This window comes from Aeromonas sp. ANP5, assembly GCF_963870295.1.
GTDB classification, from domain to species: Bacteria; Pseudomonadota; Gammaproteobacteria; order Enterobacterales; family Aeromonadaceae; genus Aeromonas; species Aeromonas veronii.
Genome location: NZ_CAWMRY010000010.1, coordinates 24,353 through 48,295, shown reverse-complemented (window position 1 = coordinate 48,295; position 23,943 = coordinate 24,353). Strand labels below are relative to the sequence as shown.

The window sequence follows — 23,943 nt, the reverse complement described above, 5'->3', positions numbered from 1 at the left end:
CTAAAGTGGATCCGGGGATGCTAGTTTGCATACATCTTTAGCGTAAGGAGTAAATCCATGATTGGGATCGACCAGGTTTCTAACGAATTCGTGAACGATTTGAAAATACTGGCATGCTTTGATCCGGCCAACATGAGCCTAGGGATTAAATTACGCAGCGATATGTCTGAAGAGTTGTGCCAAGCGGCAGCCCGTCTGCATCAACAGGGGCTCATCAGCGCAGAAGATGGCGGCTATCTCACCCCGTTTGGCATGACCATGGTTGAACACCTGCAACATCTGCTGGTCGCACTCAAACCGCTTTGAGCGGCTGTGGTGCCCAGAGTGAAAAGTTGAGTAGCTCCCAGCGCTCCCCTTGGTGAAGATGACAGGCAAACAGCAAAGGACCTTCGGGTCCTTTTACTTTGCCATCCACCAGCCACTCCCCCTCCCTTTCAGGCACCAGTCGCGCATTCACCTCATCGGGTTGCTGTGCAGTGCCCATCCGGACCTGGACAAATTGCTGGCAGATCACCTGCGCTTCCATCGCGGATTGAACCGGTACCGGCGCATCGGACGTCGGAGTCAAGGTGGCAGCAAGCAGGAGCGATAGCAGCATGATTCAGCACATGGGAGTCAGTAGCAGAAGCCATATAAACAAAAAGCCGTGGCACCAGAGGTACCACGGCTTTCTTAAATTCTGTAAGAATTACAGAGCGGTTACGTTCTCAGCCTGCGGGCCTTTCTGACCTTGGGTCACAGAAAACTGTACGCGCTGACCTTCAGCCAGGGTACGGAAACCGTTACCTTGAATGGCGCTGAAGTGAACGAAAACGTCCGGGCCGTTTTCTTGCTGGATGAAGCCAAAACCTTTGGTTTCGTTGAAAAACTTAACGGTACCGGTGATCATGTTAGACATATCTTTTAAACCTGTATTCAAAATAATTACTTATGCTTTTCAGCGGGTAAAGCTCAAAAAACGGGATTAACTTATGAACAACAGGACAAGATGTGAAACATCGTATTCATTGACATAACTATCGCCCTTTCAAGCTGGTTTGGATTATACGTGGCTTTGTAGATTACGCAAACAAATTTGTGCCCTGCCAACGGCAGGGCACAATCCGTTATAAGGTGGCCGCTTCCAACGCTTCGACCAGCGCTCTGAGAAAACGAGCCGCCTCCCCGCCGGTGCAGGCTCTGTGGTCAAATGTCATCGACAGCGGCAATGCCCTGACGGGACGTGCTTCACCATGGATGAACACCACTTTTTCGAACAGTTTGCCTGCCCCTATGATGGCCACCTGCGGCGGCGTCACGATAGGGCTGGCATAACGGCCTGCGATGGCGCCGAAGTTGGTGAGCGTAATGGTCGCCCCCTGCAACATCTCGCGGGGCACAGCACGCGCCTTCACATCGGCGATCATCCGATCCAGACCTTGGCGCAGATCGGCCCCCTCCCGCTCAGCCACGTTCTCCATCACCGGCACATAGAGGCCATGTTTGGAATCCACCGCAATGGCCACATTGACCTCTTTGAACAGCCGTCTTGACAGGGTTTCACCATCAAACCAGGCATTCATCGAGGGCTCGGCGCGGCACGCCACGCCAATCGCCTTGATAAGGCGCACCGTCACATCCTCATCAGGGTGCCAGTGACGCAAATCCACCTCATCAGTAATGCTGACCGGCACCACCGTCTGATGAGAAAGCTCCATCGCCTTGGCCATGGCTCGCCGTGACCCTTTGAGAAACTCGTTGCCACTGCTCTGCTGAGCCTCGAATGCCTGCTGCACATCCAGCTCGGTCACCATACCGCCGCTGCCACATCCCTTGATCCGGTCGATATCCAGACCCAGTTTTTGTGCCAGCAGGCGCACCGCTGGCATGGCTTGTACCAGCGTGCCACCCGGGGCAATGGCCCCCACCACGAAGTGATCCTCGATATGTTGCTGATGGGCGCTGACTTTGCCCACCACGGTACCATCATCCTCACCCCCCTCGAATTCCACCAGCGGCGCACCGATATGGAGGATATCCCCCTCGGCGCCACAGAGACGGGCGATCACCCCGGCCACCGGAGAGGGTACATCCACCAGCGCCTTGGCCGTTTCCACCGACAAGAGCACCTGATCGACCGCGACGGTATCACCGGCACTCACCTTCCATTCAACGATCTCGGCTTCGGCCAACCCTTCACCCAGATCCGGTAATTTGAAAAATTTCATAGCCACTGGTTCTCCATCAGCTGGTGAGCGGCATCGGCGATATCCTGCTCGGTGATGAGGTAATACGCTTCATTGCGATAATAGGGGACGGCGGCATCCACACCTGTCAGCCGTTTGGGCGGCGCCTTGAGGCTGGGAAGTGCCTGCTCGGTCACCCGAGCCACAATTTCGGCTCCTACCCCGAAGCTGCCACACGCCTCGTGTACCACCAGTAACCGGCCGGTCTTGCGCACCGAGGTGAGGATGGTCTCCATATCCAGCGGCTTGATGGTGGCCAGATCCAGCACCTCGCACTGGATATCCTGCTCGGCCAGCAGGTTCGCCGCCCGCATCACCTCCTGAATGCAGGCCCCCCAGGCCACTACCGTGATATCCCGGCCTGGGCGCAGGGTGAAGCAGACATCCAGCGGCAGGCCAACACCGTCATCCACCACCTCAGATTTCATCGAGCGATAGATGCGGTCGGGTTCGAAAAACATCACGGGATCCGGATCGCGGATGGCCGATAGCAGCAGGCCATAAGCGCGTCTCGGGCTGGAGGGGATCACCACCCGCAGCCCGGGAATATGGGCAAACAGCGCCTCGACACTCTCGCTGTGATGTTCCGGCGAGTGAATGCCAGCGCCATACGGGGAGCGATAGACGAGGGGACAGGAGAGGCGGCCACGGGTGCGGTTTCGCATCCGCGCCGCCTGACAGATGATCTGCTCCATCCCGGGGAAGATGAAACCCTGAAACTGGAACTCAGCCACCGGCTTGAGCCCCTGGGTGGCCATACCGACCGCCACTCCTGCGATCAGCCCCTCGGCCAGCGGCGTGTCGATCACCCGCTTGAAACCGAACTTGTCGCGCAGGCCAACTGTGGCGCGAAACACCCCGCCGTTGACTCCCACATCCTCGCCCAATACCACCACATCAGGGTCGTGCTCCATCTCGTAGTGAAGGGCCATGTTGACCGCTTCCAGCAAACTGATCTCACTCATGGCCAACCTCCTGCTTCATCCCCTTGGCAATCACTCGCTCGCGCTGGGGCAAGAGTTCGGCGGGCAGACTGGCGTAGTGATAATCGAGCATCGCCTCCGGTGGCTGGGGTGCCATCGCCTCATAGCGGGAGACCGCTTGCTCTACCTCCCGGGTGGCTTCCGCCAGCAGGCTCTGCTCCAGCTCTTCATCCCACCACCCTTTGCTATGCATAAACTGGCGCAGCCGCTTGACCGGCTCTTTCGCCCAGGCGGCCTCGACCTCGGCCCCATCGCGATAGCGAGTGGCATCGTCGGCAGTGGTGTGATCGCCGAGACGATAACTGACCGCCTCGATCAGGGTCGGCCCCTTGCCGCTGCGGGCCCGTTCTACGGCACTGCGAGCGGCATCGTAGACCGCGACCACATCGTTGCCATCCACTTGCAGGCTGCGTACCCCGGCACCAATTCCCTTCTGAGCCAGCGTAGGAGCGCTCGATTGCAGCTTGCGTGGCACCGAGATAGCCCACTGGTTGTTGTTGACGATGATGACCATCGGCAGGTGCCAGACACCGGCGCAGTTGAGCCCCTCCAGAAAATCCCCCTTGGAGGTGCCGCCGTCGCCGATAGTGACTACGGCGACGCGCGGTTGATTACGCAGTTTGAAGGCCGAGGCAATACCGCAAGCGTGGGTGATCTGGGTGGCGATGGGGACGCAGATGGGGAGATCTTCAGAGGGGGTCCCATCGGGTTTGAGAAAATAACTGCCCCGCTCGTCACCACCCCAATATTGCAGGTTTTTCTCCATCGGCACGCCCCGCACATAGAGGGTGGGCATGTCCCGATAGTAGGGGACGTAGACATCCTGCGGCTGCATGGCCAGACCAATGCCAATCCCCACGGCTTCTGCGCCGAGATGGGAGGGAAAAGTACCGAGTTTGCCGGTTCGTTGCAGCGCAATCGCTTTTTTGTCATAGCTGCGCACCATCACCATATTGCGGTAGAAGGTGTGCAGTATCGCCTTGTCCAGCCAGGTCGGTAAGGTGGCGACCGGGCACCCTTCCGCATCGAGGTAACGAAGGAAAGGGATGTCGACATGGGTCATAATTGGCTCCTTGCCGTTGTGAGCGTCACCGATGCTGGTGACACCTAGATGTAAATACCTTGTTAAATAAAAAGCAAAGGAATTTACTCAGGTAAGACCAGTAGAAACTTCTTTAAAGTAGCGAAGGAGCTGAATTTTCGTCGATGAGTGGCAAGGTATGCCGTAAATGGTGCAACTTTGCAGCACTGAACGCAGGATGCCAAATGTGAAAAAGGGGAGCCTTGCTCCCCCATTGAGTTACTTCAGTCAGCCGTTACTCCAACCAGCAGTTACGCCAGCCAGTGTTGCAGCTGGCGGGCCATGCCAACTGGCAGCAAGTGAGCGCGACTCAACAAGCGGCTGCGCCAGGGCTCGGCCAGCAAGGTGGGGCAAATTCGCATCTCCCGTCCCCGGTCAGCCACGCGCACCAACCTGTCGATAAGAGTCTCCAGCGGCGGATGCGCCGGCCAGTGTGGATAGAGATCGGCAGTCGCGATCCCAGCCAGCTCGCACACCCGCTCCTCCTCATCTCCCTTCCCATCAACCATTGGCCAGGGGTGAAGGACATGCAACCAACCCGGCCGTGCGGCCTCCAGCAACTGGCCCAGCGTCGGCTGCGCAAAGTGGGGATCCCCTGCGACTTTGAACAGATGGCGTGCCCCCGCCAGCACCACCACGCCGCGGGCGGGAAGTGCAAGAAGATAGTCGGCCAGCGCCTGATCCCGCCCCCTGTTGTGCTGCTGCCAGCGCTCCGGGCTCATCTCCTGCCACTCAAACAAGGGCTCGCAGAGATGCACCCGCAGCCGCACATGTTCGGGGCGCGCCAGATTGCTCTGGCGCAGAGCGGCAAAGAGGGCCGGAAACTCGGGGGCCATCCAGGCGGGAAAGGCACAGGAGTCGAGCCAGACCGGATAGAGCCGTGCCAGCGTCAGCGGCTCCCCTTGCCAGCTCTCCTGCCCCGCCAGCCAGGCATCGAGCAAGCCCTGATGGCGGCGGTTGCCGCACTCCAGCACCAGATCAGTCATGACTCCCCAGAGCGCCGGATCACACAGCCAGGCGTGCTGGCGCCGGATAAAATCCGGGTGCCAGTGCGGCTCCCCCAGCCCTACCAGCTTGCCCGCCAGCAAGGCTTCCCGGATGGCGGCAACCGGGGTCATGCGTCCTCCTCCTGCCGGATGTGCGGTTGTTGCCCGACCCCATCGACCCGCTCACAAATAAGGGCGCCGATCTTCGCCAGCCAGTCGGGATGCACCATCTCCTGATGGAGGCAGGGGAAGCGCTCATAGCGGATTTCCCCTTTTGTCAGCGGCTCCCAACCACGTCCATCCAGCCAGGGCTGGCGAGAGGCTGACGCCTCGATAAAGATCACCTCCCCGTGGTAGCAATAGTCGACCGGCTCACGGATCAGCCTGTTGTTGTGGCCCACCAGCTCAATCATGGCGCTCACCACCTGCTCGTCGAGCATGGCCAGCGCACTCCCCTCCGCCCCCAGTCGGGCCACCACCTCGTCTCGAGTGAGGGAGTCCAGCGCCTCGTCCGCAACCGCAATCCCCCCCATCCGCAGCAGCGCATCGAGCATCCGCTGCTCGTCGGGCAACGGCTGGGTCTGCCACTGCTGACAGGGGTAGGCATCGAGCAGCAGCACCATGGCCACCTCTTGTCCCTGCTCTTGCAGCATGGCGGCCATCCGGTGCACCAGCATGCCCCCGAGTGACCAGCCGAGCAGCCAGTAGGGCCCCTCGCTCTGCTGACGGCGCAGCTCGGTCACATAATCGAGGGCCAACTCGTCGAAGCTGGCAGGCAGCGGCGCATCCGATTGGCAGAGCGCCCTTGCCTGCAAGGCATAGACCGCCATGTCGGCTGGCAGATGGGGCACCAGCGGCGCATAACACCAGCCGAGCCCCCCTGCGGGGTGGACGCAAAAGAGGGTGGGGCACGATGTGCCGGACTGCGTACCATGCGCCCGCAGGGGCAACAGCATGGGCATGGCCTCCCGCTCGCCGCCAAGACGACGCGCCAGCTGGGCTGGGCTCGGCGCTTCGAACAGACTGGCCAAAGTGAGCGCCTGTCCGGTCGACTCTTCAATGCGCACCACCAACTGCGCCGCCAGCAGGGAGTGGCCACCGAGCGCAAAGAAGTTATCGTCGGCGCCGACCCGCGCCAGCCCCAGTACTTCGGCGAAGAGGCGACAGAGCCGCTCCTCCAGCAGGGTTTTCGGCAGTGACTGACCCACCGCCGACGCCATGTCGGGCAGCGGCAACCCCTTGCGATCCAGCTTGCCATTGGGGGTGAGTGGCAGCTCGGCCAGGTTTACCAGGAGCCCCGGCACCATGTAGTCAGGCAAGGCAGCGCCAAGGGCGGGTGCCAACTCGGCCAGCGTCAACTCTCTGCTATCTACGGCCACCACATAGGCCACCAGACGGCGATCGCCGGGGGCAAATTCGGGGGCCTGCACCACCGCTTGCGCCACCCGGGGATGGCGCAGCAGCACCTGCTCTATCTCCTCCAGTTCGATGCGCTGGCCACGGATCTTCACCTGAAAATCGAGTCGCCCCAGATACTCGATGGCGCCATCCTCACGCCAGGCAGCCAGATCGCCGCTGCGATAGAGCCGACCCGCCCCGAAGGGGTTGGCAATAAAGCGCTCGGCGGTGAGCTCGGGCTGGCCAAAGTAGCCCTCCGCCACCTGCACGCCGCCGATCCAGAGCTCCCCCGCTACACCGGGGGGCACCGGCTGCAACCAGGGGTCGAGAATGTGGATACAGGTATTCCAGACCGGATAGCCGATGGGCACGCTGGTCACCGCCTCGTCTGCCCGGCAGGGATACCAGGTGACATCCACCGCCGCTTCGGTCGGGCCATAGAGGTTGTGCAGGGGGGCTGAAAATGCCCCATACCAGCGCTGCACCAGATCCGCGGGCAGCGCCTCGCCGGAGCAGAAGACCTGCCGCAGGGCGTGGCAACGGGCAGGCTCGGCTTGTGCGACGAAGATCTGCAGCATGGAGGGGACAAAGTGCAAAGTGGTGATCCCGGCCTGCTCAATCAGCTCGGCAAGGTAGGCGGGATCCTTGTGGCCGCCCGGTTTGGCGAGCACCAGCCGCGCCCCGGTCATAAAGGGCCAGAAGAACTCCCAGATGGAGACATCGAAACCGGCCGGGGTCTTTTGCAGCACCCGATCCGCCGGGCCGATGGGATACATGTGCTGCATCCAGAGCAGCCGGTTGACGATGGAGCTATGGCTCACCACCACCCCTTTGGGCCGACCGGTCGAGCCGGAGGTGTAGATAATGTAGGCCGCATCTTCCGGTTTGGGGGCTGGCAGCTCACAAGGTGCTGTAGTTGCCAACTCTACCGCAGCCAGCTGCTCTGCCACACCGGGGGCATCGAGGCAGACAAGTGGCGCCGCCACATCGAGCGGCATCTGAAGCGTATGGCTGGTCAACACCAGCGCAGGATCGCTGCTGGCGAGAATGTAGCCGATCCGCTCCGCCGGATAGTCCGGATCAACGGGTACATAGACGGCCCCCACCGCCATGATGGCCTGCTGGGCGAGAATAAGCTCGGGAGCGCGCGGGATCACTACCGCTACCCGACAACCGGGGCCCACGCCTCTTCCCGCCAGATAGCTGGCCAGCTGGCGGGTACGCTGGCGCAGCTCGGCCACACTCCAGCGCTCGGCACCACACTCCAGCGCGATGGCGCTCTGATCTGCCGCCGCCAGCCCCTCGGCCAGCAGTGCGCTCAGAGTGGTAGTCGGCAACGGATAGTCGGTCTGGTTCCAGCGCGCCAGCTCAGCCTGCTCACAGGACAGCAGCAGCGGCAAGCGCACCGCCAGGGCCTCGTCAGCCGCCGCACTCCAGGCGGCCAGATAGGCCAGCAGCCGGGCCAGATGACGTTCACTCTCCTGTTGGCTGAAGCGCCCCTGATGTGCTTCGAGGGTCAGGGTCATAGCGCCTGCCTCCTCGGCAAAATAGAAGGCGCACTCCTCCACCGGCCCCGCCGCCAGCACCTGCACCTCACCACGAACCTGGTTGTGTCCTTCACCAACGCTGAGGGTACGGGCAAAGGGCATCAGATTGACCTGAGGGCCAAACAGAGGCTGGCCCGGCTGGCGCTGTTGCAACCACTCCTGACGGCAGCCCTGATGACGGCGCAGGGCGGCAAATTGCCGCTCGACCTGTGCCAGCAACTCCCCTACCCGGCTGGTGCCGCTCAGTTCAATGCGCAGGGGCACCACATTGACCTTCATGCAGGGGGTATCGGCCGCCGCTGAGCCCAGTCGCCCCATCAGCGGAATACCCAGCACTACCTCGCCAGCACCGCTCATCCGCTGCACATAGCTGGCCACTGCTGCCAGCAGCAGGCTGTAGGGGTGACAGGCTAAACGACTCGCCCGTGCCACCAGTGCCTGCCACTGGCGGCCAGAAAGGCGCTGTTCAAGACGATATGTGGGGCCCGGCCCTTGCGCCGGACGGCGGGAGAGCGACGCAGGATTCTCCACCCCGGCCAGCTGCTGCACGAAGAAATCGCGATCCCGCGCGGCGCGCGGCGAATCCTGATAGGCCGCCTCCTCGGCCAACAACTCCTGCTGGGTCGCATAACGACAGGGAGCAGGCTGCTCGCCGATGCAGAGCGCCTCATACCAGCTCGCCACCCGCTGGCAGAGCAAACTCAGGCCAAAGCCGTCGATGGCGATATGGTGCACGGCGATAAACCAGGCCCACCGCCCCTCGCCAAGGCGATAGAGGGTGGTGGCAAACAGCGGCCCCCCGGCCAGATTGAAGGGAACGGCCAGCTGCGCACGCATCTCGGCCTGAGCGGCGGCGAGTGGATCGGCTTCGCTGCGCAGATCCCGCTCGGTCAGTTGCCAGCAGGCGGGATTGGCCACCATTTGCGGGCCATCGGCAGTGGCCACAAAGGCACAATGCAGACCGGGGATCTCGTCGATGGTCTGACGCACCGCTCGGGTGAAGTGATGGGGAGCCAGCGCCCCCTCCAGCAGCCAGTACTCGCCGGTATTGCAGGCGGGGCTCTGCGGGTATTTTTGCTGGGCAAACCAGATGCCCGCCTGAGCAGTGGTAAGCGGCCAGCGCGGGTGCTCCCCACGCTGATGGGTGGCGCGCATCGCCATTGTCTGTTCCATGGGAATGTCCTTGCGCAAACATCGAGCGGGCAGCGGCTTGCCCCTGCCCGCATGGCTGAAAAGTGAGGAGGCCAGGCCTCCTCCATAAAGAGAGTGTCACGCCTGCCAGATCGGCAGTGCGCGGGCTAGACCCCCAGGGTGGCACCGCCATCGACCACCAGATCCTGCAAGGTGATATGGCTGGCGGCATCGGAGGCGAGAAACAGCACGCAGGCAGCCACCTCGTCGGGTGTTCCCAATTTGCCAAGGGGGATCCCCAGCTTGAACTGCCCGGGCAGGCCCGCGATGGTGCGCAGCTCCCCTTCGCGCTGTTCCCCCTCCTGCCACATGCCGTACAGCATCGGGGTACGGGTCGAGCCCGGCGACACCAGATTGCAGCGCACCCCATAGGGGGCAAGTTCCAGCCCTGCCGTTTGGGTGAGGCTGGTCAGCGCCGCCTTGGAGGCGCCATAGATGCCCATCCCCACTCGCGGTACCCGACCGGCATTGGAGGAGACATTGACGATGGCGCCCCTGCGCCGCCCCTGAAACCAGGGGGTCAGGGCCCGCATCAGGTAGAAGGGGGCGAAGGTGTTGATGGCGAAGGTGCGCTGCAAGAGGGCGTCATCCACCTCATCGAGCTTGCCGGTCGCCAGTACGCCCGCGACATTGACCAGCACATCGGGCCCCAGCCCCTCGTCCAGCAGCTGTTCGCAGCAGCGGGTCACGGCCTCGCTGTCGCTGATATCGATCACCACTCCCTTCACGTTGCCGGGCAGCGCCTCGACCAGTTGCAAATCGAACGCCACCACGCTGGCTCCCGCCTCGGCAAAGGTACGTGCCACCGCATGGCCAATTCCCTGTGCCGCACCGGTTACCCAGACGGTTCTGCCTTGCCACTCGCTCATGGGGTGCACTCCGGTTCGGTGACATGATCTTCGTTGACCTGATAAGCCGTGGCCTGACTGACATTGGGTTGGCTGACATTGTGCTGACGGGAGAGGAGCCCCCACCAGTGAGCCAGGGTCGGCGCGCGGGCCAGCTCGGCCAGCTCCACCACCAGCCCCTGCTGACGCCACTCTTCCACCAGCCCCATCACCGCCAGCGAGTCGAGACCGTAGTCGAGCAAGTTGTCATCCTCGGTGGGCTGCTCCTGCTGCATCTCGGCGGGCAGCCGCACCAACACCTGAGCACGTAGCGACTCCAGAGTCAGGGGGCGTTTGCTGGCCGCCATCACCTCGGCCACGGTAATCACCCGACCGGCATTGCGGCTGACGTAGGAGAGCGCCAGCAGATGATCCTCGCGGGAGAAGTCGGCGATGGCATCTGCCACCAGGAAGGGGCGGATATCGCGCATAAAAGCATCGACCGCCGTCTGCATCACCCCGATATGGCCGTAGATGCCGCAGATCACCAGCTGATCCCGCCCCCATTCGGCCATCAGCTCGGCCAGCGGTGAGCGGCAAAAAGCGCTGTAGCGCCACTTGGCCAGCACCGTATCCTGCGGCTCGGGCGCCAGCGCCGGGACGATGGGTTGGCGCTCCGGCGCTCGGGTCAGCCCCGGCCCCCACATGTCATTGAGCAGCGCCCGATCGGCCTGGCTCTGCTCGGCGGGCTGGGCGGTATAGACCACCGGCATGCCGAGAGCACGCGCCTGACGGATCAGGGTGGCGATATGGTCGATGACCTGATTGATCAGCGGATTGTCCGGCCCGTAGAAGTCGACGAAATAGTGCTGCATATCGTGGACCAGCAAGGCGGCGCGGCCCGGTTCGAAAGGCCAGTTCACCCGCCCGATGGGCAGCTCCTCGGCGGTAGGCAGCGGGTAGGCGGCGAGGGATTGAATGGTCATGCACACTCCTTGGCGAGCTGCTCGCGCAGCGTCTGTTTGTCTATCTTGCCGACCGGGGTGTGGGGCAGTTGCTCCACCAGCACCAGGCGATCGGGCAGTTTGTAATCGGCCACCCCCTGCTCGCGCAGGAAACGGCGCAAGCGGGGCAGATTAAGGGGCTCGCGGCACATCAAAAAGGCGCAGCTGCGCTCCCCGAGCATGGGATCCGGCATGGCGACCAGCGCCGCCTGCCGCACTTCCGGGTGGGTCAGCAACAGCTCTTCAATTTCGAGGGCGTCGATCTTCTCCCCACCCCGGTTGATCTGATCCTTGTTGCGCCCCACCACTATCAGATGACCGCCGGGCAAGCGGCAGACCAGATCGCCGGTGCAGTAGAAACCGTCCCGATCAAAAGCCCGCTGATTGTGGGCATCAACCTTGAAGTAGCCGCGAAAGGTGTAGGGGCCACGCGTCCAGAGCTCGCCGCACTCACCATCGGGCAAGTGGTGCCCATCGCTATCCCGCACCTCCACCTCGTCGCCCGGGCTCATCGGGCGGCCCTGGGTATTGACGATGTGCCACTGGTCATCCTCGATGCGGGTGTAGTTGACCAGCCCCTCGGCCATGCCAAACACCTGCTGCAAGCGGCAACCAAGGCGGCTCGCTACCGCCTCGGCGTGAGCCGGGCTGAGGCGCGCGCCGCCCACCTGCACACACTCCAGAGAGGTCTGCGGATAGTGGCTGGCCGCCTCCAGCCAGAGCGCCAGAGCCGGTGGCACCAGCGCCGCCCAGTTGACCTGATGACGCTGTACCAGCGGCAGACAGGTTGCTGCAGAGGGATCCTTTGCCAGCACCACGCAGCCACCGGCATAAAACACCCCGAGTGCCCCGGGGGAGCTCAGGGGAAAGTTGTGGGGCGCTGGCAGAGCGCAGAGATAGATCACCCGCTCATCCCAACCGCACACCTCTACGCTCTGGCGCACGCTGTAGCCATAGTCATCGTGGGTACGGGGGATCAGTTTGGGGGTGCCGGTGCTGCCGCCGGAGAGCTGGAAAAAAGCGACTTGATCGGCCGGGGTAGGAGTTGGCGCGATAGCCGTCAGCGACGAACCATCAGCACGGGCTATCGGGTCAGGCCGACGCCATGCAAATCCTGACTGAAGATCGGAGCCTTCTACCTGCTCGAACAGCAGTGTCTGGCAGGAAGGAGATACCCGCTCATCAAGGGCCACGAGGCTCCCCGCTTCACCGGCAAAGCCGGGATGGGAGGGGCTGAGTACCAGCAAGGCGGGCTCAATCTGGCGGGCAAAGGCCACCAGCTCGCGCCGCTGATGGCTGTAGAGGGCATGCACCGCCACTACTCCGCAGCGGATCAGGGCAAACCAGCAGATATAGAACTCGGCGCAGTTGGGCAACTGCACCAGCGCACTATCGCCATGGCCCAGCCCGCGCGCGGCCAGCCGCGCCGCCAGCGCATCGACCTCACGCTTTAACTGGCCATAACTGAGGGTGCGCTCGCCGCAGATCAGGGCCGTGCGCTCGGGATAACGTTCGGCGGAGTCATCGAGCAGGGCGGTGAGCGGTTGTCCGCGCCACCACCCTTGTGCCCGGTAGTGGGCTGCCAGCTCGGCGGGCCAGGGGGTAAAGGGCACCAGCGGCTTCATGCAGTTACCTCCGGCTCCCGGCTTTCGAGGCCGAAGGCACGCAACATGGTGCCGAGCTTGGCGGCGGTCTCCTGCCACTCTGCTTCGGGCGAAGAGCCCACCACCACCCCGGCGCCAGCATAGAGTCGCAGTTGCCTACCGGCCAGCACGCCACAGCGAATGGTGACAACCCACTCGCCATTGCCATCGGCATCCATCCAGCCGACGGCGCCACAGTAGAAGCGGCGATCGTACCCCTCGAGCCGGGAGATGGCCTGACGCGCTGCCGAGAGCGGTGTGCCGCATACCGCTGGTGTCGGGTGCAGCGCCAGCGCCAGTGCCAGAACGGGAGAGGGCTCATGGAGCCGTCCGGCGATGCGGGTCGAGAGGTGCCACATGGTAGGAGTGGCGATCACCTGCGGCTCTAGGGGGACATCCAGCTCGCGGCAGAAGGGAGAGAGAGCCGCAGCGACTGCATCGGCCACCAGCGCATGTTCATAGCGATCTTTCTGCGCCCCCAGCAGTTCGGCACTGGCCGCCTGTTGATCAGGAAAAGCGTGGCGCGGACGGGAGCCCGCCAGCGGATTGCTCACCACTTCCATCTCACTGCGTGACACCAGCAGCTCGGGGCTCGCACCAAGCAGGGTCTCCCCCTCCGGCAGCGGGATCTGGAACACATAGGCCCCCGGATTCTGGGCCAGCAGAGAGCCATAGGCGTGTGCGGGGGAGGTCTGCTCTGCGCTCTGCACATCGATGGCGCGCGACAACACTACCTTCTCGAGCTGCCCCTCACTGAACTGCTGCAACGCTGCCCGCACTGCCCCCTGATAGTGGGCGGAGCCGGTCACTTCGCTCACCTCGCCATGGAGCTGGCAACAGCGGGCGGGCAACAGGGCATCCCTTGCAACCCACTGCGATTGCGCCGGGATCACCAGATGCCAGGGAGATTGGGTATCAAACGGGATGGCGCCGATGGCGATGGGATTGGCCATCCCCTGCTGGCGCAACTGACGCAGATGGGCGAGCAGCTTCTCCGGTGGAATGCCGGTAAAACTGTCGTGGATACCGGAAGCGACCAGTACCCTGTCACCGCTGGCAAAACAGCACACTTTATCCAGCCCGGCCGCAGTGGCGGGCCACTCTCCTTCCAGTGCATGGTCACACATGACGGTGCTACTCCTTGGAATGAATCACTGCCTGATACGACTTAATGTGAGTCATTTGACTCACCTGATATCAGGGTGAACGGCATCCTAACAAGGAGCGAAAAAACGATCAATACAAATGAGAATCAATTTCATTAACTTCTTTTTAGTCAAAAGCGGGTGACGAACGAAACTGAGCTTCGCCGATAAAAAAGAGTTGCGATCGGAGCAAATTCAACTTGATAATGATAACGCTTATCATTTGTATATTATGGAAGATGTAAATAATGAAATCCTCAACCTCCCGTTTTATTGCTCCCAGCCTGCTGGCCACTACCATCGTCACTCTGCTGACCCAGCAAGCGATCGCCGCCAGCAACGCCCCTCAAGCCGATGAGGTGATCACCGTCACCACCACGGCGCACAATACCCGCTCGGCACCGGCCTCCATCTCGGTCATCACGGCCGAACAGATCGCCGCCGCGCCCGTCAATGACCTTGCCGACCTGCTGCGCCACGAAGTGGGCATTCAGGCTGAAGCTGACACCAATGGCCGCAGCGATATCGGTATTCGCGGCATGTCCGGCAAGTACACGCTAGTGCTGGTGGATGGCAAACGCCTCTCCTCCTCCAATGCCCTGTGGCGCGGCGGCAACTTCGACAACACTCCCGTGCCCCTTGGCATGATCCAGCGGGTCGAGGTGATCCGTGGCCCCATGTCGGCACTTTACGGCTCCGATGCCATCGGGGGTGTCATCAACATCATCACCAAGCAGCCGGGCAAAACCTGGCAAGGGGCGGCCGATGCCGACTTCAAAGCCATCGAGGGCAAGGATGGCGGCGATCAGCACAGAACCAACCTGGGCTTTACCGGCCCGCTGACCGACAACCTGCTGATCCGGATGAACGGCGAGGTGTATGACCGTCAAGCCTGGACCCCCACCGAAGCTGCTGACGGCATCCCCCTTATCGAAGCCAAGCAGACCCGCAACTTCGCCTCCACCCTGAGCTGGCTGGTGGATGAGCAGCAGCGCTTCGAGCTGGATTACCTCTACAACCAGGATGAGCGGCCTCTCGATATCTTCCGCAAAACCGGCAACAAGGTGCACAGCCGCCAGCAGCAAAACGATCGCAACCTGTTTGGGCTGACCCACAAGGGGAACTGGAGCTGGGGTGACACCACCGTCATGGCCAACTACGAGACCTCCCAGATCGACGACTTCAACACCAGCTACTCTGCCCCACAGCAGCGGGAGCTGGAAGAGAACACCTTGACCCTCAAGGGCTATACCAACCTGGCGCTGGCCAACCACTACCTGACCCTGGGTGGTGAATATCTGGATCGGGAGCTGGTGGATGCGGTGAGCTACAAGGATATCGGCGGCAAAGAGAGCCACTCTCAGGAGGCGCTGTTTGCTCAGGACGAAATTGGCCTGACCGACAGCCTGACCTTCACGCTGGGCGGCCGTTACGATCACCACGAGATCTACGGCAGCCACTTCACCCCGCGCGGCTATCTGGTCTATGAGATGAACGATGTGGTGACAGTGAAAGGTGGTGTCAGCCAGGCCTTCAAGGCACCGGCGCCGCACCAGTACTCCAGCGGTTACAGCATCGAGAGCTGCGGCGGCAGCTGCCGCATCTATGGCAGCGACAAGGTCAAGCCGGAAACCAGCACCAACTACGAGCTGGGTGTCATCGCAGGAGAAGGGATCTGGGAGACCAGCGCCACCCTCTTCTACTCCGACATCGACGACATGCTCACCTTCAAGCAGTTGCCGAACTCCACTGACCGCACTTGGTACAACCTGGAGAAAGCCACCACCAAGGGGTTGGAGCTGACCGGCAAGCTCGATCTGACCGACAATATCAACCTTGGCGCCAACTACACCTACCTCAAGGCGGAAGGCGATCAGGGCCAGGCTCTGCCCGAGCGGCCTGAGCACAAGGCCAACGCCAAGATCACCTGGCAGGCCACCGAACGGGTCAATGCCTTTGTCGGCACCACCTACACCGGCACCCAGTTTGCCGAGCAGACCGTCAACAAGGTTGTCGTACTGCACAAGCTGCCCAGCTATCAGACCTTCGATCTCGGCACCGGCTTCAAGGTCACCGAGAACTTTGACCTGCGACTGGGGATCAACAACCTGACCGACGTGCGCCTGCAAGAGAAAGATACTGTCTTCCAGAACGTCGAACCGGGTCGCAGCTACTACGTCAGCGGCTCAGCCCGCTTCTAAGGTAGCCAAGGTCGATATAACAGAGCGCGGGCCCATGCCCGCGTTCTGTTAACCAAGAGAATAAGGGGAAGATCCCCACTGGACAGCAAAGAGCATGCAGATTTCCATTTGTCATCAGGATCGCTCATGTTCACCTCACTTCTGAATGCTTCACCCCTTGCCACATTGCCCACCCCTGACGAGATGTTAAAGACCAGATCCTGTCCGGCACGGCTCGCTCGCCAGATCGCACGCAGCCGCCAGCAAGCCCGCCATATTCTGCAGGGAGAGGATGATCGCCTGCTGCTGGTGATCGGCCCCTGCTCCATTCACGATCCGGCAGCCGCCCGCGACTATGGTGGCCGGCTCGCTGAACTGCAGGGCCAATACGGGGAGCAGCTGCAACTGGTGATGCGCACCTATTTCGAAAAGCCGCGCACGACGCTCGGCTGGAAAGGATTTATCTTCGATCCCGACCTCGATGGCAGCGATCAACTGGAAAAGGGACTAACCCAGGCCCGGGAGTTACTGTTGGCACTTGGACAGGAAGGGCTCGCCTGTGCCACCGAATTTCTCGATCTCACCAGCATGCTCTATCTGGGGGATCTCATCAGCTGGGGCGCCATCGGTGCCCGCACCACCGAATCCCAGCTCCACCGCCAGCTAGCCTCCGCTCTCCCCTGTCCCATCGGTTTTAAAAACGGCACCGATGGCAATATCCGGATCGCAGTCGAGGCGATCCTCGCCAGCCGGGCGGCCCACCTCTATACCCAACCTTCCGGTGATGGCCAGCTGGCACTGGTGCGCAGCCATGGCAACCCCGACTGCCACCTGATCCTGCGCGGTGGCCGGCAGCCCAACTATCAGAGCTGTCATGTGGCAGAGGCTGGAGACTTGCTGCGCCAGCAGCATCTGTCACCCCGGCTGATGATCGATTGCAGCCACGGCAACAGCCAGAAGCAGCATGCCCGCCAGCTGCTGGTTGCCCGTGACATTGCCGACCAGCTGGGTGCTGGTAGCCATGCCATCGCCGCCATCATGGTGGAAAGTTTTATCTGCGAAGGGCGTCAGGATATCGGCAGCAAACCGCTGCGCTACGGCCAGTCGATCACCGATAGCTGCATCGGCTGGGAACAGACAAGGCAACTGCTCGATATGGTGGCAGAAGTGGTTGAGGCGCGCCGTCAGCAGCGGGTCGCCCTGGCGGGATAAATGGCGGATTAGAGAGATAACGCAGAAAAGAGTGTGGCCCCGATGGGGCCACCTTGTTGTTCACTGTCTGACGCACGTCAGGCGACTGACTCACGCTCCACCAGCTGGGCTTCAAACTTGAGCGCCAGGCCATCCACCGGCTTGTGATCGAGCAGACGCAGCGCCAGCTCGGCAGCGCGGCTGCCCATCTCCTCGATGGGGTAGCGCACCGTGGTGAGCTTGGGATAGATGTAGCGGGCGTAGGGGATATCGTCGAACCCCACCACCGACACCTGCTGCGGGATCTTGTAACCCCGCTCCAGCAGGCAAGAGATTGCCCCCGCCACCATACCGTCGTTGAAACCGAGCACGGCAGTGAACTCGACACCACGGGCCAGCAGTTCACTCATCGCCACATATCCGCCATTTTCGTCGGCATAGGCGCGGCTAACGAGTGCAGGATCAAAGGCGATCCCGGCTCTGGCCAGGGTCTGGGTGTAACCGGCCATCCGCTGCTGACCATCGACAAACTCTTCATCATCGGAGGTGATAAAGGCGATGTTGCGATGACCGGCATCCAGCAAGTGCTGGCACGCGGTGGTGATCCCCGCCTGGTTATCGAGCCAGACGCAGCGATCCTCAAAGCCCGGCACCTGACGGTTGATGAAAACGATGGGGGTAGAGCCAGCCGCCAGCTCGCTCAGCTCCTCGTCCGGGAGCGCCTTGCTGTGGAGGATCAGCGCATCGCACTGGCGCTGCAGGAGCGCCTGAATGGCGTGACGCTCGCGCGCGATATCGTGGTTGCCAGACATGACGATGGTGAACTTGTTGGCCTGATCGACCATGGTTTCGATGCCACGCATCATCTGGGCAAAGAAGGGGCCGCCGCAGAGGTCGCCAACCAGCACGCCAATGCAGTTGGAACGCTTGCTGACCAGTGCCTGGGCAAAACTGTTGGGTCGAAAATTCAGTTCCTTCATGGCCGCCAGTACGGCCTCACGCTTTTCCGGTGCTACCTGTGCCGTGTTGTTGATAACCCGCGACACGGTGGAGATAGACACATTTGCCAGCTGAGAAACGTCTTTAATCGTTGCCACTATCCATTCCTTTATTGTGGGGGAACCTGTCGGTGCCGACGCCCGAGTATACCCTGCGGCCTGATGCAATTCCCGGAGCCAGGTCACCAGGCATGTTTCCTTTGGTAACAAAACCTTACCCGATGATACCCGGCAGCAGGGAAATTTGAAAACAGGGGCCGGCTGGCGGCCCCCGACTCAATAGGCGTGTTTGAGCTCCCGCTCTGACATGAAGCGCAGCGGCTGCTGCAGCTTGTGCTGATAGATGAGATCGAACGACAACACGTTTTGCACGTAGTTGCGGGTCTCCTTGTAGGGGATGCTCTCGACCCACACGTCCATCGGCTTGTTGTCACTCTGCTCTCGCCAGCGTTTTACCCGTCCTGGCCCGGCGTTGTAGGCGGCCGCCGCCAGGATCCGGTTGCCATCATAGACATCCAGCAAGCGCTTGAGATAGGCGCTTCCCAGACGAATATTCATCGTCGGATCAAACAGTTGCTGCTCGTTGCGATAGGGCACCCCCAGCTTGCCGGCGGTCTCTTTGGCGGTGGCAGGCATCAGCTGCATCAGACCGCGCGCCCCCACCGGCGACTGGGCCAGCGGATAGAGGGCACTCTCCTGACGGGAAATGGCATAGAGCAAACTGGTGTTCATGGTGCGCTCTTGCGCCATCTGGGAGAAGGTGCGCTTGAGCGGCAGCGGGAAGCGCAGGTCGAGGGCATCCCACGCTTCGGCGCGAATGCTGGCGAGAATGGCCAGCTCGTGCCACCCCTGATTGAGGGCGATATGACCAAACTCGATACGCTGGGCCACCGGATTGCGATCCATGTTGTGGATCCACTCCGAGCGGGCCGCCGCAATCTCGTTCATCGACAGCAGCTCGCGCACCCGCAACAGGAAGGGCCAGCGCTGGCTGGCCGTACGCCAGTCCGGTACATGCTTGACGCTCTGGTTCTTGATGCGATAAGGCACCCCGGTGCGCTGGGCGGCCATGAAACCGTAGAAACCGCGCAGGTTGGCAGTCTCCAGATAGAGATCCCGCGCCGGTTTTTGCTGCCCCTGCACTTCAAGGGAGCGCGCCATCCAGTAGCGCCAGCGATCCTCTTTCTGACGGGCCATCGGCATCATCTTCACCCAGCCGGAGAGGCCACGCCAATCCTGCTCCCAGATGGCCAGTCGCGCCCGCAGCTCGGTAATGTCGGGATCCGCCAGCTTTTTCACCGTGCTGTCGACCCAGCTGCGCTGGGCAATGGAACGATCCAGCAGCAGGCGGCGGGCAATGGCACGCTCTACCGGTTTCACCTCGGCCTGGGTCAGGCCGAAACGGCTGCGAAACAGCGCAAGCTGGCGCAGCACCGACTCAGGCTCCTGATTGGCATAGCGGGTCAAGCCGAGGGAGAGCAGCTTGCGGGAATAGGGATTGCTGCTGAAATAGGCCGGGTTCATCGCCTTGGCTGGCTGCTCGAACAGGGTCACCATCTGATCGCCATAGCTCTGCAAGCCGCTACCCAGGGTCGAGCCAAGGTGGCGGATCAGATTGGGGTTTTCCGCCTCGAACGCCAGCGTCATCCGCTGCCAGATCTTCTCCTGGGTTCGCTGACCCGATGCCTGCCACAGCTGGAACAGCGGTGAGCAGGCATCGGGACGGGATTGGCCGCTCATCCAGATCTTGCCCGCCCCCTGCAACGCCTCTTTCGGCTTGCCGGTGTAATAGAGCGCCTGATAGTGCATGCAGAGCAGGTCGGTGGAGCTCGGCTTGACCGGATAGAAGCGCAGGAACTGCGACCACTGCTGGCTCTGGGCCAGATAGGTCAGATAACTGCGCTCCAGCCTGTTGGACTGGGGAGTATCCCCATGCTGGCGGATAAAGCGAGTCACATCGTTGTAATCCGCCGCCCCCGGACGAAAGGCGAGCTGATAGTAGTCGAGATAGGGCAACAGGGGATAATGGGTCAACCGGGCACGAATTTGCTGGAAACGGGCCTGGTCATTGGCCCGTACGGCGTCATACGCCTGACGGTAGAGCGTCTGGTCGGCAGTCTGCGCCATCAGGGTCGGCACAAACAGCGCCGACAAAACAATTCCCCATACAGCTTTCACTGAACATCTCCATTGAGGGCAATACACCGCCCGGTGGCGGTGGGTCTACTGCCTCTCATTCTACCCGTTGCCGGGCAGCGCTACAGCGGGGAGCAGGGACTATTTTTCTGCCTCACTCAGCTGTATTTCGCGCAGTTGCTCCGGTCTGGTCAGCCGCTGTACATATTTCTCCAGATAGGGCACCGGCAGCGGCTTGGAGGCGAGATAGCCCTGATAGAAACTGCACCCCTGCGCCTTGAGAAACTCCAGTTGCTGACGGGACTCCACCCCTTCCGCCGTGACGTTAAAGCCCATATGGCGGGCCATGGCGATCACCGCCTCGACGATGGCCATGTTGTCGCCATCTTTCGGGATGTCCTGAATGAAGGAGCGGTCGATCTTGAGTTCATCGGCAGGCAGCCGCTTGAGGTAGCTCAGGGAGGAGTAACCGGCGCCAAAATCGTCGATGGCAAAGCTGATGCCGAGCTCCTTGAGCTCGGTCATTTTGCTGATGGTGTCCTCGGCATGGCCCAGCACCACGGACTCGGTGATCTCCAGATTGAGGCAGGCCGGATCCATGCCGGTTTGCGCCAACACATCGTGGATCCGCTCGACAAAGTCGGTGGCATGGAACTGCTTGGCACTGACGTTGACCGAGATCTGCGGAATATGGATGCCGTTCTCCTCCCACAGCACATACTGGGCGCACGCCTCGTGCAGTACCCAGTTGCCGATATCGACAATCAGATCCGTCTCCTCGGCGATGGGGATAAATTCTGCCGGCGAGACCAGCGAGCGACCGGCCGGCTGCCAGCGAATGAGCGCCTCGACACCAATGATATCGCCGCCATCGACCATATGCTGGGGCTGATAATAGAGGGTCAGCTCTTGCTGACTGAGGGCGTTACGCAGTTCGTTGTGAATGAGCAGACGGCGATCCGCCTGCTGCTGCATCGAGGCATCGAAGAAGCGACGGGTCTTGCGGCCAGCGGACTTGGCCTGATACATGGCTGTATCCGCCTGCTTGAGCAGATCATCAACCCCCTGCTCCCGATCCGGAAACAGGGTAATGCCGACACTGGCGCCGATGTGCAGCACCTGCCCCACATAGCTATAAGGAGCGGCAATCTCGGTGATAAGCCGTTCGGCAATGATATCGGCCTGCATCTCCGCCTGGGGCGGGCTGGCCGAGAGCGATGGCAGCAGCAGTACAAACTCGTCACCACCGAGGCGGGCCAGACAATCCCCCTGTCGCACCAGCCGTTTGAGACGGGCGGCGACCTCTTTGAGCAACCAGTCACCGGTGGCGTGGCCGAGGGAGTCGTTGATGGTCTTGAAGTGGTCGAGATCGATAAAGAGCAGCGCGCCAATCAGACCGTCGCGGGTCGCCTCGTTGAAGGTCTGCACCAGAGTCTCGTGGAGCTGACGGCGATTGGGCAATCCGGTCAGCTCGTCGTAATAGGCGAGATCCTGAATGCGTCGCTCGGCCGCCTTGCGCTCGGAGATATCCTCGAAGCAGATGACAAAGTGGCTGATCACCCCTTTTTCATCCTGCACCGGTGTCACTATCTCCCACTGGGGATAGGTGTGACCATCGACATGGCGACGCTGGGTCTCCCCCTGCCAGCGGCTGAGGGTATTGAGCTCGTAGCCGAGCCCCCCCAGATTGGGCCAGAGATCCTCTTCCAGATGCAGGCCCAGCACCGACTGGCTATCAAAGCCGGTGATCTGGCTGAAGGCGTTATTGACCCGCAGGATCTTGAACCCCGGATCCGTAATGATGATCCCTTCGTGGGTCTCGAATGCAACGGCAGAGAGGCGCATCTGGGCATCGGATTGCAGACGCTCCAGCTCGGCCACCATCCGTACCGAGAAGGTATTGAGCACCGAGGTGAGGTTGCTGGTATCTGCCGGGGCCGAATAGAGCAGCGCCAGATGGCCCAGAAGTTGGCCTCTGGCATCAAACAGCGGCTGACCATAATAAGTCTGCCCGGCCGCCAGCCAGGGTTGATACTCCTGCGACTCGTCGATCACCTCGAAACAGATGGCCCCCTGCTTGTAGAGCTCCTGACAGGGGGAGCCCGCCAGCGGATAGTCCTTCTGCGCCAGCCCGTCGGCGGCCAGCACTTTGACCCGGTCGGCACCGCACAACTCACCCACCCAGACCGTATCCACCTTGAGGATATGGGCCAGCTGGCTGACCAGGGTATTGAAGAAATCGAGCCCGGTGCGGGCAGAGAGCGCCTGCGCCAACTGGGTGAGCAGGGTGGTTTGCAGCAACGGCAAAGAGAGGTTGAGAGAGGATACTGCACTGTTGGCGGTATCAAGAGGGGCCAGCCAGCCACAGCAGATCTGCTGGGTGGGCACAAACTGGCCGCTCCAGAGCACATGGTTGAGCTGCCCCTGATCATCTTTCAGATGACCGATGAACTGTTCAGGCAGATGTGATTCATGAAGCCGGACGAGAAAGTCGGCAAAGCCTGCCTCATCTTCCGGTAACAGGCGAGCGGCCCAGGGATGATTGCCCTCCCCTTGCCACTGCTGGTAGGCCCCCTGATCAGAGAGACTCCACTGATCATGTTGCCGATCGAAAAACCACATGACTTGCGTGGCCTGCTGCTTCATTTACCACTCCAACACAACAACCAACCACGTTTGATGTCCAATCAGGCATAGCAACGCCCCCAGCATCCGCTCATCAGATCAGAGGTTGCGAGGGAAGAGTACAAACATGCGATATCAAGCAGTGGAAACCGGACATGAGGTCGACACGAAGTGCTGCCAAGAAGGGACAGAAACGATCCTATTCCCGTCATACTGCCTGCCAGTTTCATGGAGCTCAAGCTGTTTTTGGCACGAAACCGGAAAAGATCACAATTTATAAGTTGCTGAATAGCCAAGGGAAGGTTATGTGACATGGATCACATTTCAATCTTTACCAATGAGTAATCTGAAGGTGAAGACACAAGCAAGACGACCCGAAGGGGGCCAATATGAAAATCGAAATTACCAGCAAAATCATCGACATCACCCCGGCTATCCGCGAGCGCATCGAATCCCGTTTTGAAAAGCTCGAACGTCTTCAGGTGCCTCTCATCACACCCCATGTGATTGTTTCCAAAGAGCGTCTGATGTTCACTGTCGAAGCCAGTGCTGGCATCCCCAACGGCAAACTGTTTGCCCAGGCAGAGCATGAGGATCTCTACGCCGCCATCAACGAACTGGGGCAAAAACTGGAGCGCCAACTCAACCGTCACACCGAAAAGCCGATTGCCCGTCGTGCCAATGCCGCGCTCAAAGAGCAGCCGCAACCGGATGAAGCTGACGCTTGATTGCATGCCGCAAGGCTAAAAATTCCAAAGAGCATAAAGGCGGGGGCACCCGCCT

18 protein-coding genes are annotated in these 23,943 nt (G+C 61.3%); 4 read left to right on the top strand and 14 right to left on the bottom strand.

The genetic code is table 11. From position 1 onward, the window contains the following. The first annotated feature begins 57 nt into the window (after positions 1 to 57). The gene (locus tag AACT07_RS08000; protein ID WP_005334209.1) at positions 58 to 306 is read left to right on the top strand and encodes a TIGR02647 family protein; all 249 of its coding nucleotides are present in this window, start codon (positions 58 to 60) and stop codon (positions 304 to 306) included. Here AACT07_RS08000 and AACT07_RS07995 read toward each other — a convergent pair. The 11 genes from AACT07_RS07995 to AACT07_RS07945 all read right to left on the bottom strand — a co-directional run bounded on the left by AACT07_RS07995 (position 293) and on the right by AACT07_RS07945 (position 14,012). Next, positions 293 to 598 (bottom strand): hypothetical protein, encoded by a 306-nt coding sequence (locus AACT07_RS07995; protein WP_005350614.1) that lies wholly within the window; start codon positions 596 to 598, stop codon positions 293 to 295. The genes AACT07_RS08000 and AACT07_RS07995 overlap by 14 nt on opposite strands. Before the next feature lie 90 nt (positions 599 to 688). Beyond that, positions 689 to 898: a cold-shock protein gene (locus tag AACT07_RS07990; RefSeq protein ID WP_005302803.1), complete on the bottom strand. Its 210-nt coding sequence runs from the start codon at positions 896 to 898 to the stop codon at positions 689 to 691. 208 nt (positions 899 to 1,106) lie between these two features. Beyond that, the gene (locus AACT07_RS07985) at positions 1,107 to 2,207 is read right to left on the bottom strand and encodes a dihydrolipoamide acetyltransferase family protein (RefSeq protein WP_069527113.1); all 1,101 of its coding nucleotides are present in this window, start codon (positions 2,205 to 2,207) and stop codon (positions 1,107 to 1,109) included. Then, complete coding sequence (locus AACT07_RS07980) at positions 2,204 to 3,190, bottom strand: alpha-ketoacid dehydrogenase subunit beta (protein ID WP_021231077.1); 987 nt, start codon at positions 3,188 to 3,190, stop codon at positions 2,204 to 2,206. The genes AACT07_RS07985 and AACT07_RS07980 overlap by 4 nt, the downstream gene beginning before the upstream one ends. Beyond that, on the bottom strand, positions 3,183 to 4,271 hold the full coding sequence (pdhA, locus tag AACT07_RS07975; RefSeq protein WP_069527111.1) for a pyruvate dehydrogenase (acetyl-transferring) E1 component subunit alpha: 1,089 nt from the start codon (positions 4,269 to 4,271) through the stop codon (positions 3,183 to 3,185). The genes AACT07_RS07980 and pdhA overlap by 8 nt, the downstream gene beginning before the upstream one ends. Positions 4,272 to 4,540: 269 nt before the next feature. After that, positions 4,541 to 5,407, bottom strand: a complete 867-nt coding sequence (locus tag AACT07_RS07970) for a hypothetical protein (RefSeq protein ID WP_069527109.1) — start codon at positions 5,405 to 5,407, stop codon at positions 4,541 to 4,543. Then, complete coding sequence (locus AACT07_RS07965; protein ID WP_069527108.1) at positions 5,404 to 9,393, bottom strand: non-ribosomal peptide synthetase; 3,990 nt, start codon at positions 9,391 to 9,393, stop codon at positions 5,404 to 5,406. Before AACT07_RS07965 ends, AACT07_RS07970 begins: the two co-directional genes overlap by 4 nt. Before the next feature lie 125 nt (positions 9,394 to 9,518). Next, positions 9,519 to 10,280 (bottom strand): 2,3-dihydro-2,3-dihydroxybenzoate dehydrogenase, encoded by a 762-nt coding sequence (gene dhbA, locus AACT07_RS07960; protein ID WP_069527106.1) that lies wholly within the window; start codon positions 10,278 to 10,280, stop codon positions 9,519 to 9,521. Beyond that, positions 10,277 to 11,224 (bottom strand): isochorismatase family protein, encoded by a 948-nt coding sequence (locus AACT07_RS07955; protein ID WP_069527104.1) that lies wholly within the window; start codon positions 11,222 to 11,224, stop codon positions 10,277 to 10,279. The genes dhbA and AACT07_RS07955 overlap by 4 nt, the downstream gene beginning before the upstream one ends. Further along, entirely contained in the window at positions 11,221 to 12,867 is a 1,647-nt protein-coding gene (locus tag AACT07_RS07950; protein ID WP_069527103.1) for a (2,3-dihydroxybenzoyl)adenylate synthase, read from the bottom strand. The genes AACT07_RS07955 and AACT07_RS07950 overlap by 4 nt, the downstream gene beginning before the upstream one ends. Then, positions 12,864 to 14,012: an isochorismate synthase gene (locus AACT07_RS07945; protein WP_069527102.1), complete on the bottom strand. Its 1,149-nt coding sequence runs from the start codon at positions 14,010 to 14,012 to the stop codon at positions 12,864 to 12,866. The genes AACT07_RS07950 and AACT07_RS07945 overlap by 4 nt, the downstream gene beginning before the upstream one ends. Before the next feature lie 266 nt (positions 14,013 to 14,278). Between AACT07_RS07945 and AACT07_RS07940 the strand changes: the two genes are divergently transcribed. Together AACT07_RS07940 and AACT07_RS07935 are read left to right on the top strand one after the other, a co-directional pair. Further along, the gene (locus AACT07_RS07940) at positions 14,279 to 16,231 is read left to right on the top strand and encodes a TonB-dependent receptor domain-containing protein (protein ID WP_069527101.1); all 1,953 of its coding nucleotides are present in this window, start codon (positions 14,279 to 14,281) and stop codon (positions 16,229 to 16,231) included. A gap of 126 nt (positions 16,232 to 16,357) precedes the next feature. Further along, entirely contained in the window at positions 16,358 to 17,422 is a 1,065-nt protein-coding gene (locus AACT07_RS07935) for a 3-deoxy-7-phosphoheptulonate synthase (RefSeq protein WP_069527100.1), read from the top strand. Between the two features lie 77 nt (positions 17,423 to 17,499). On the opposite strand, the gene AACT07_RS07930 is transcribed toward AACT07_RS07935, so the two are convergent. From AACT07_RS07930 to AACT07_RS07920, 3 genes are all read right to left on the bottom strand, one after another. Next, positions 17,500 to 18,498 (bottom strand): LacI family DNA-binding transcriptional regulator, encoded by a 999-nt coding sequence (locus AACT07_RS07930; RefSeq protein ID WP_069527099.1) that lies wholly within the window; start codon positions 18,496 to 18,498, stop codon positions 17,500 to 17,502. A gap of 177 nt (positions 18,499 to 18,675) precedes the next feature. Further along, positions 18,676 to 20,577 (bottom strand): transglycosylase SLT domain-containing protein, encoded by a 1,902-nt coding sequence (locus AACT07_RS07925; protein ID WP_069527098.1) that lies wholly within the window; start codon positions 20,575 to 20,577, stop codon positions 18,676 to 18,678. 99 nt (positions 20,578 to 20,676) lie between these two features. Next, complete coding sequence (locus tag AACT07_RS07920) at positions 20,677 to 23,181, bottom strand: putative bifunctional diguanylate cyclase/phosphodiesterase (protein WP_069527097.1); 2,505 nt, start codon at positions 23,179 to 23,181, stop codon at positions 20,677 to 20,679. A 368-nt stretch (positions 23,182 to 23,549) separates the two neighbouring features. On the opposite strand from AACT07_RS07920, the gene hpf reads away from it, so the two are divergent. Continuing rightward, a complete protein-coding gene (hpf, locus tag AACT07_RS07915) occupies positions 23,550 to 23,888 on the top strand; it encodes a ribosome hibernation-promoting factor, HPF/YfiA family (RefSeq protein ID WP_005334257.1) in 339 nt (112 codons plus the stop codon). Positions 23,889 to 23,943: the final 55 nt, after the last annotated feature.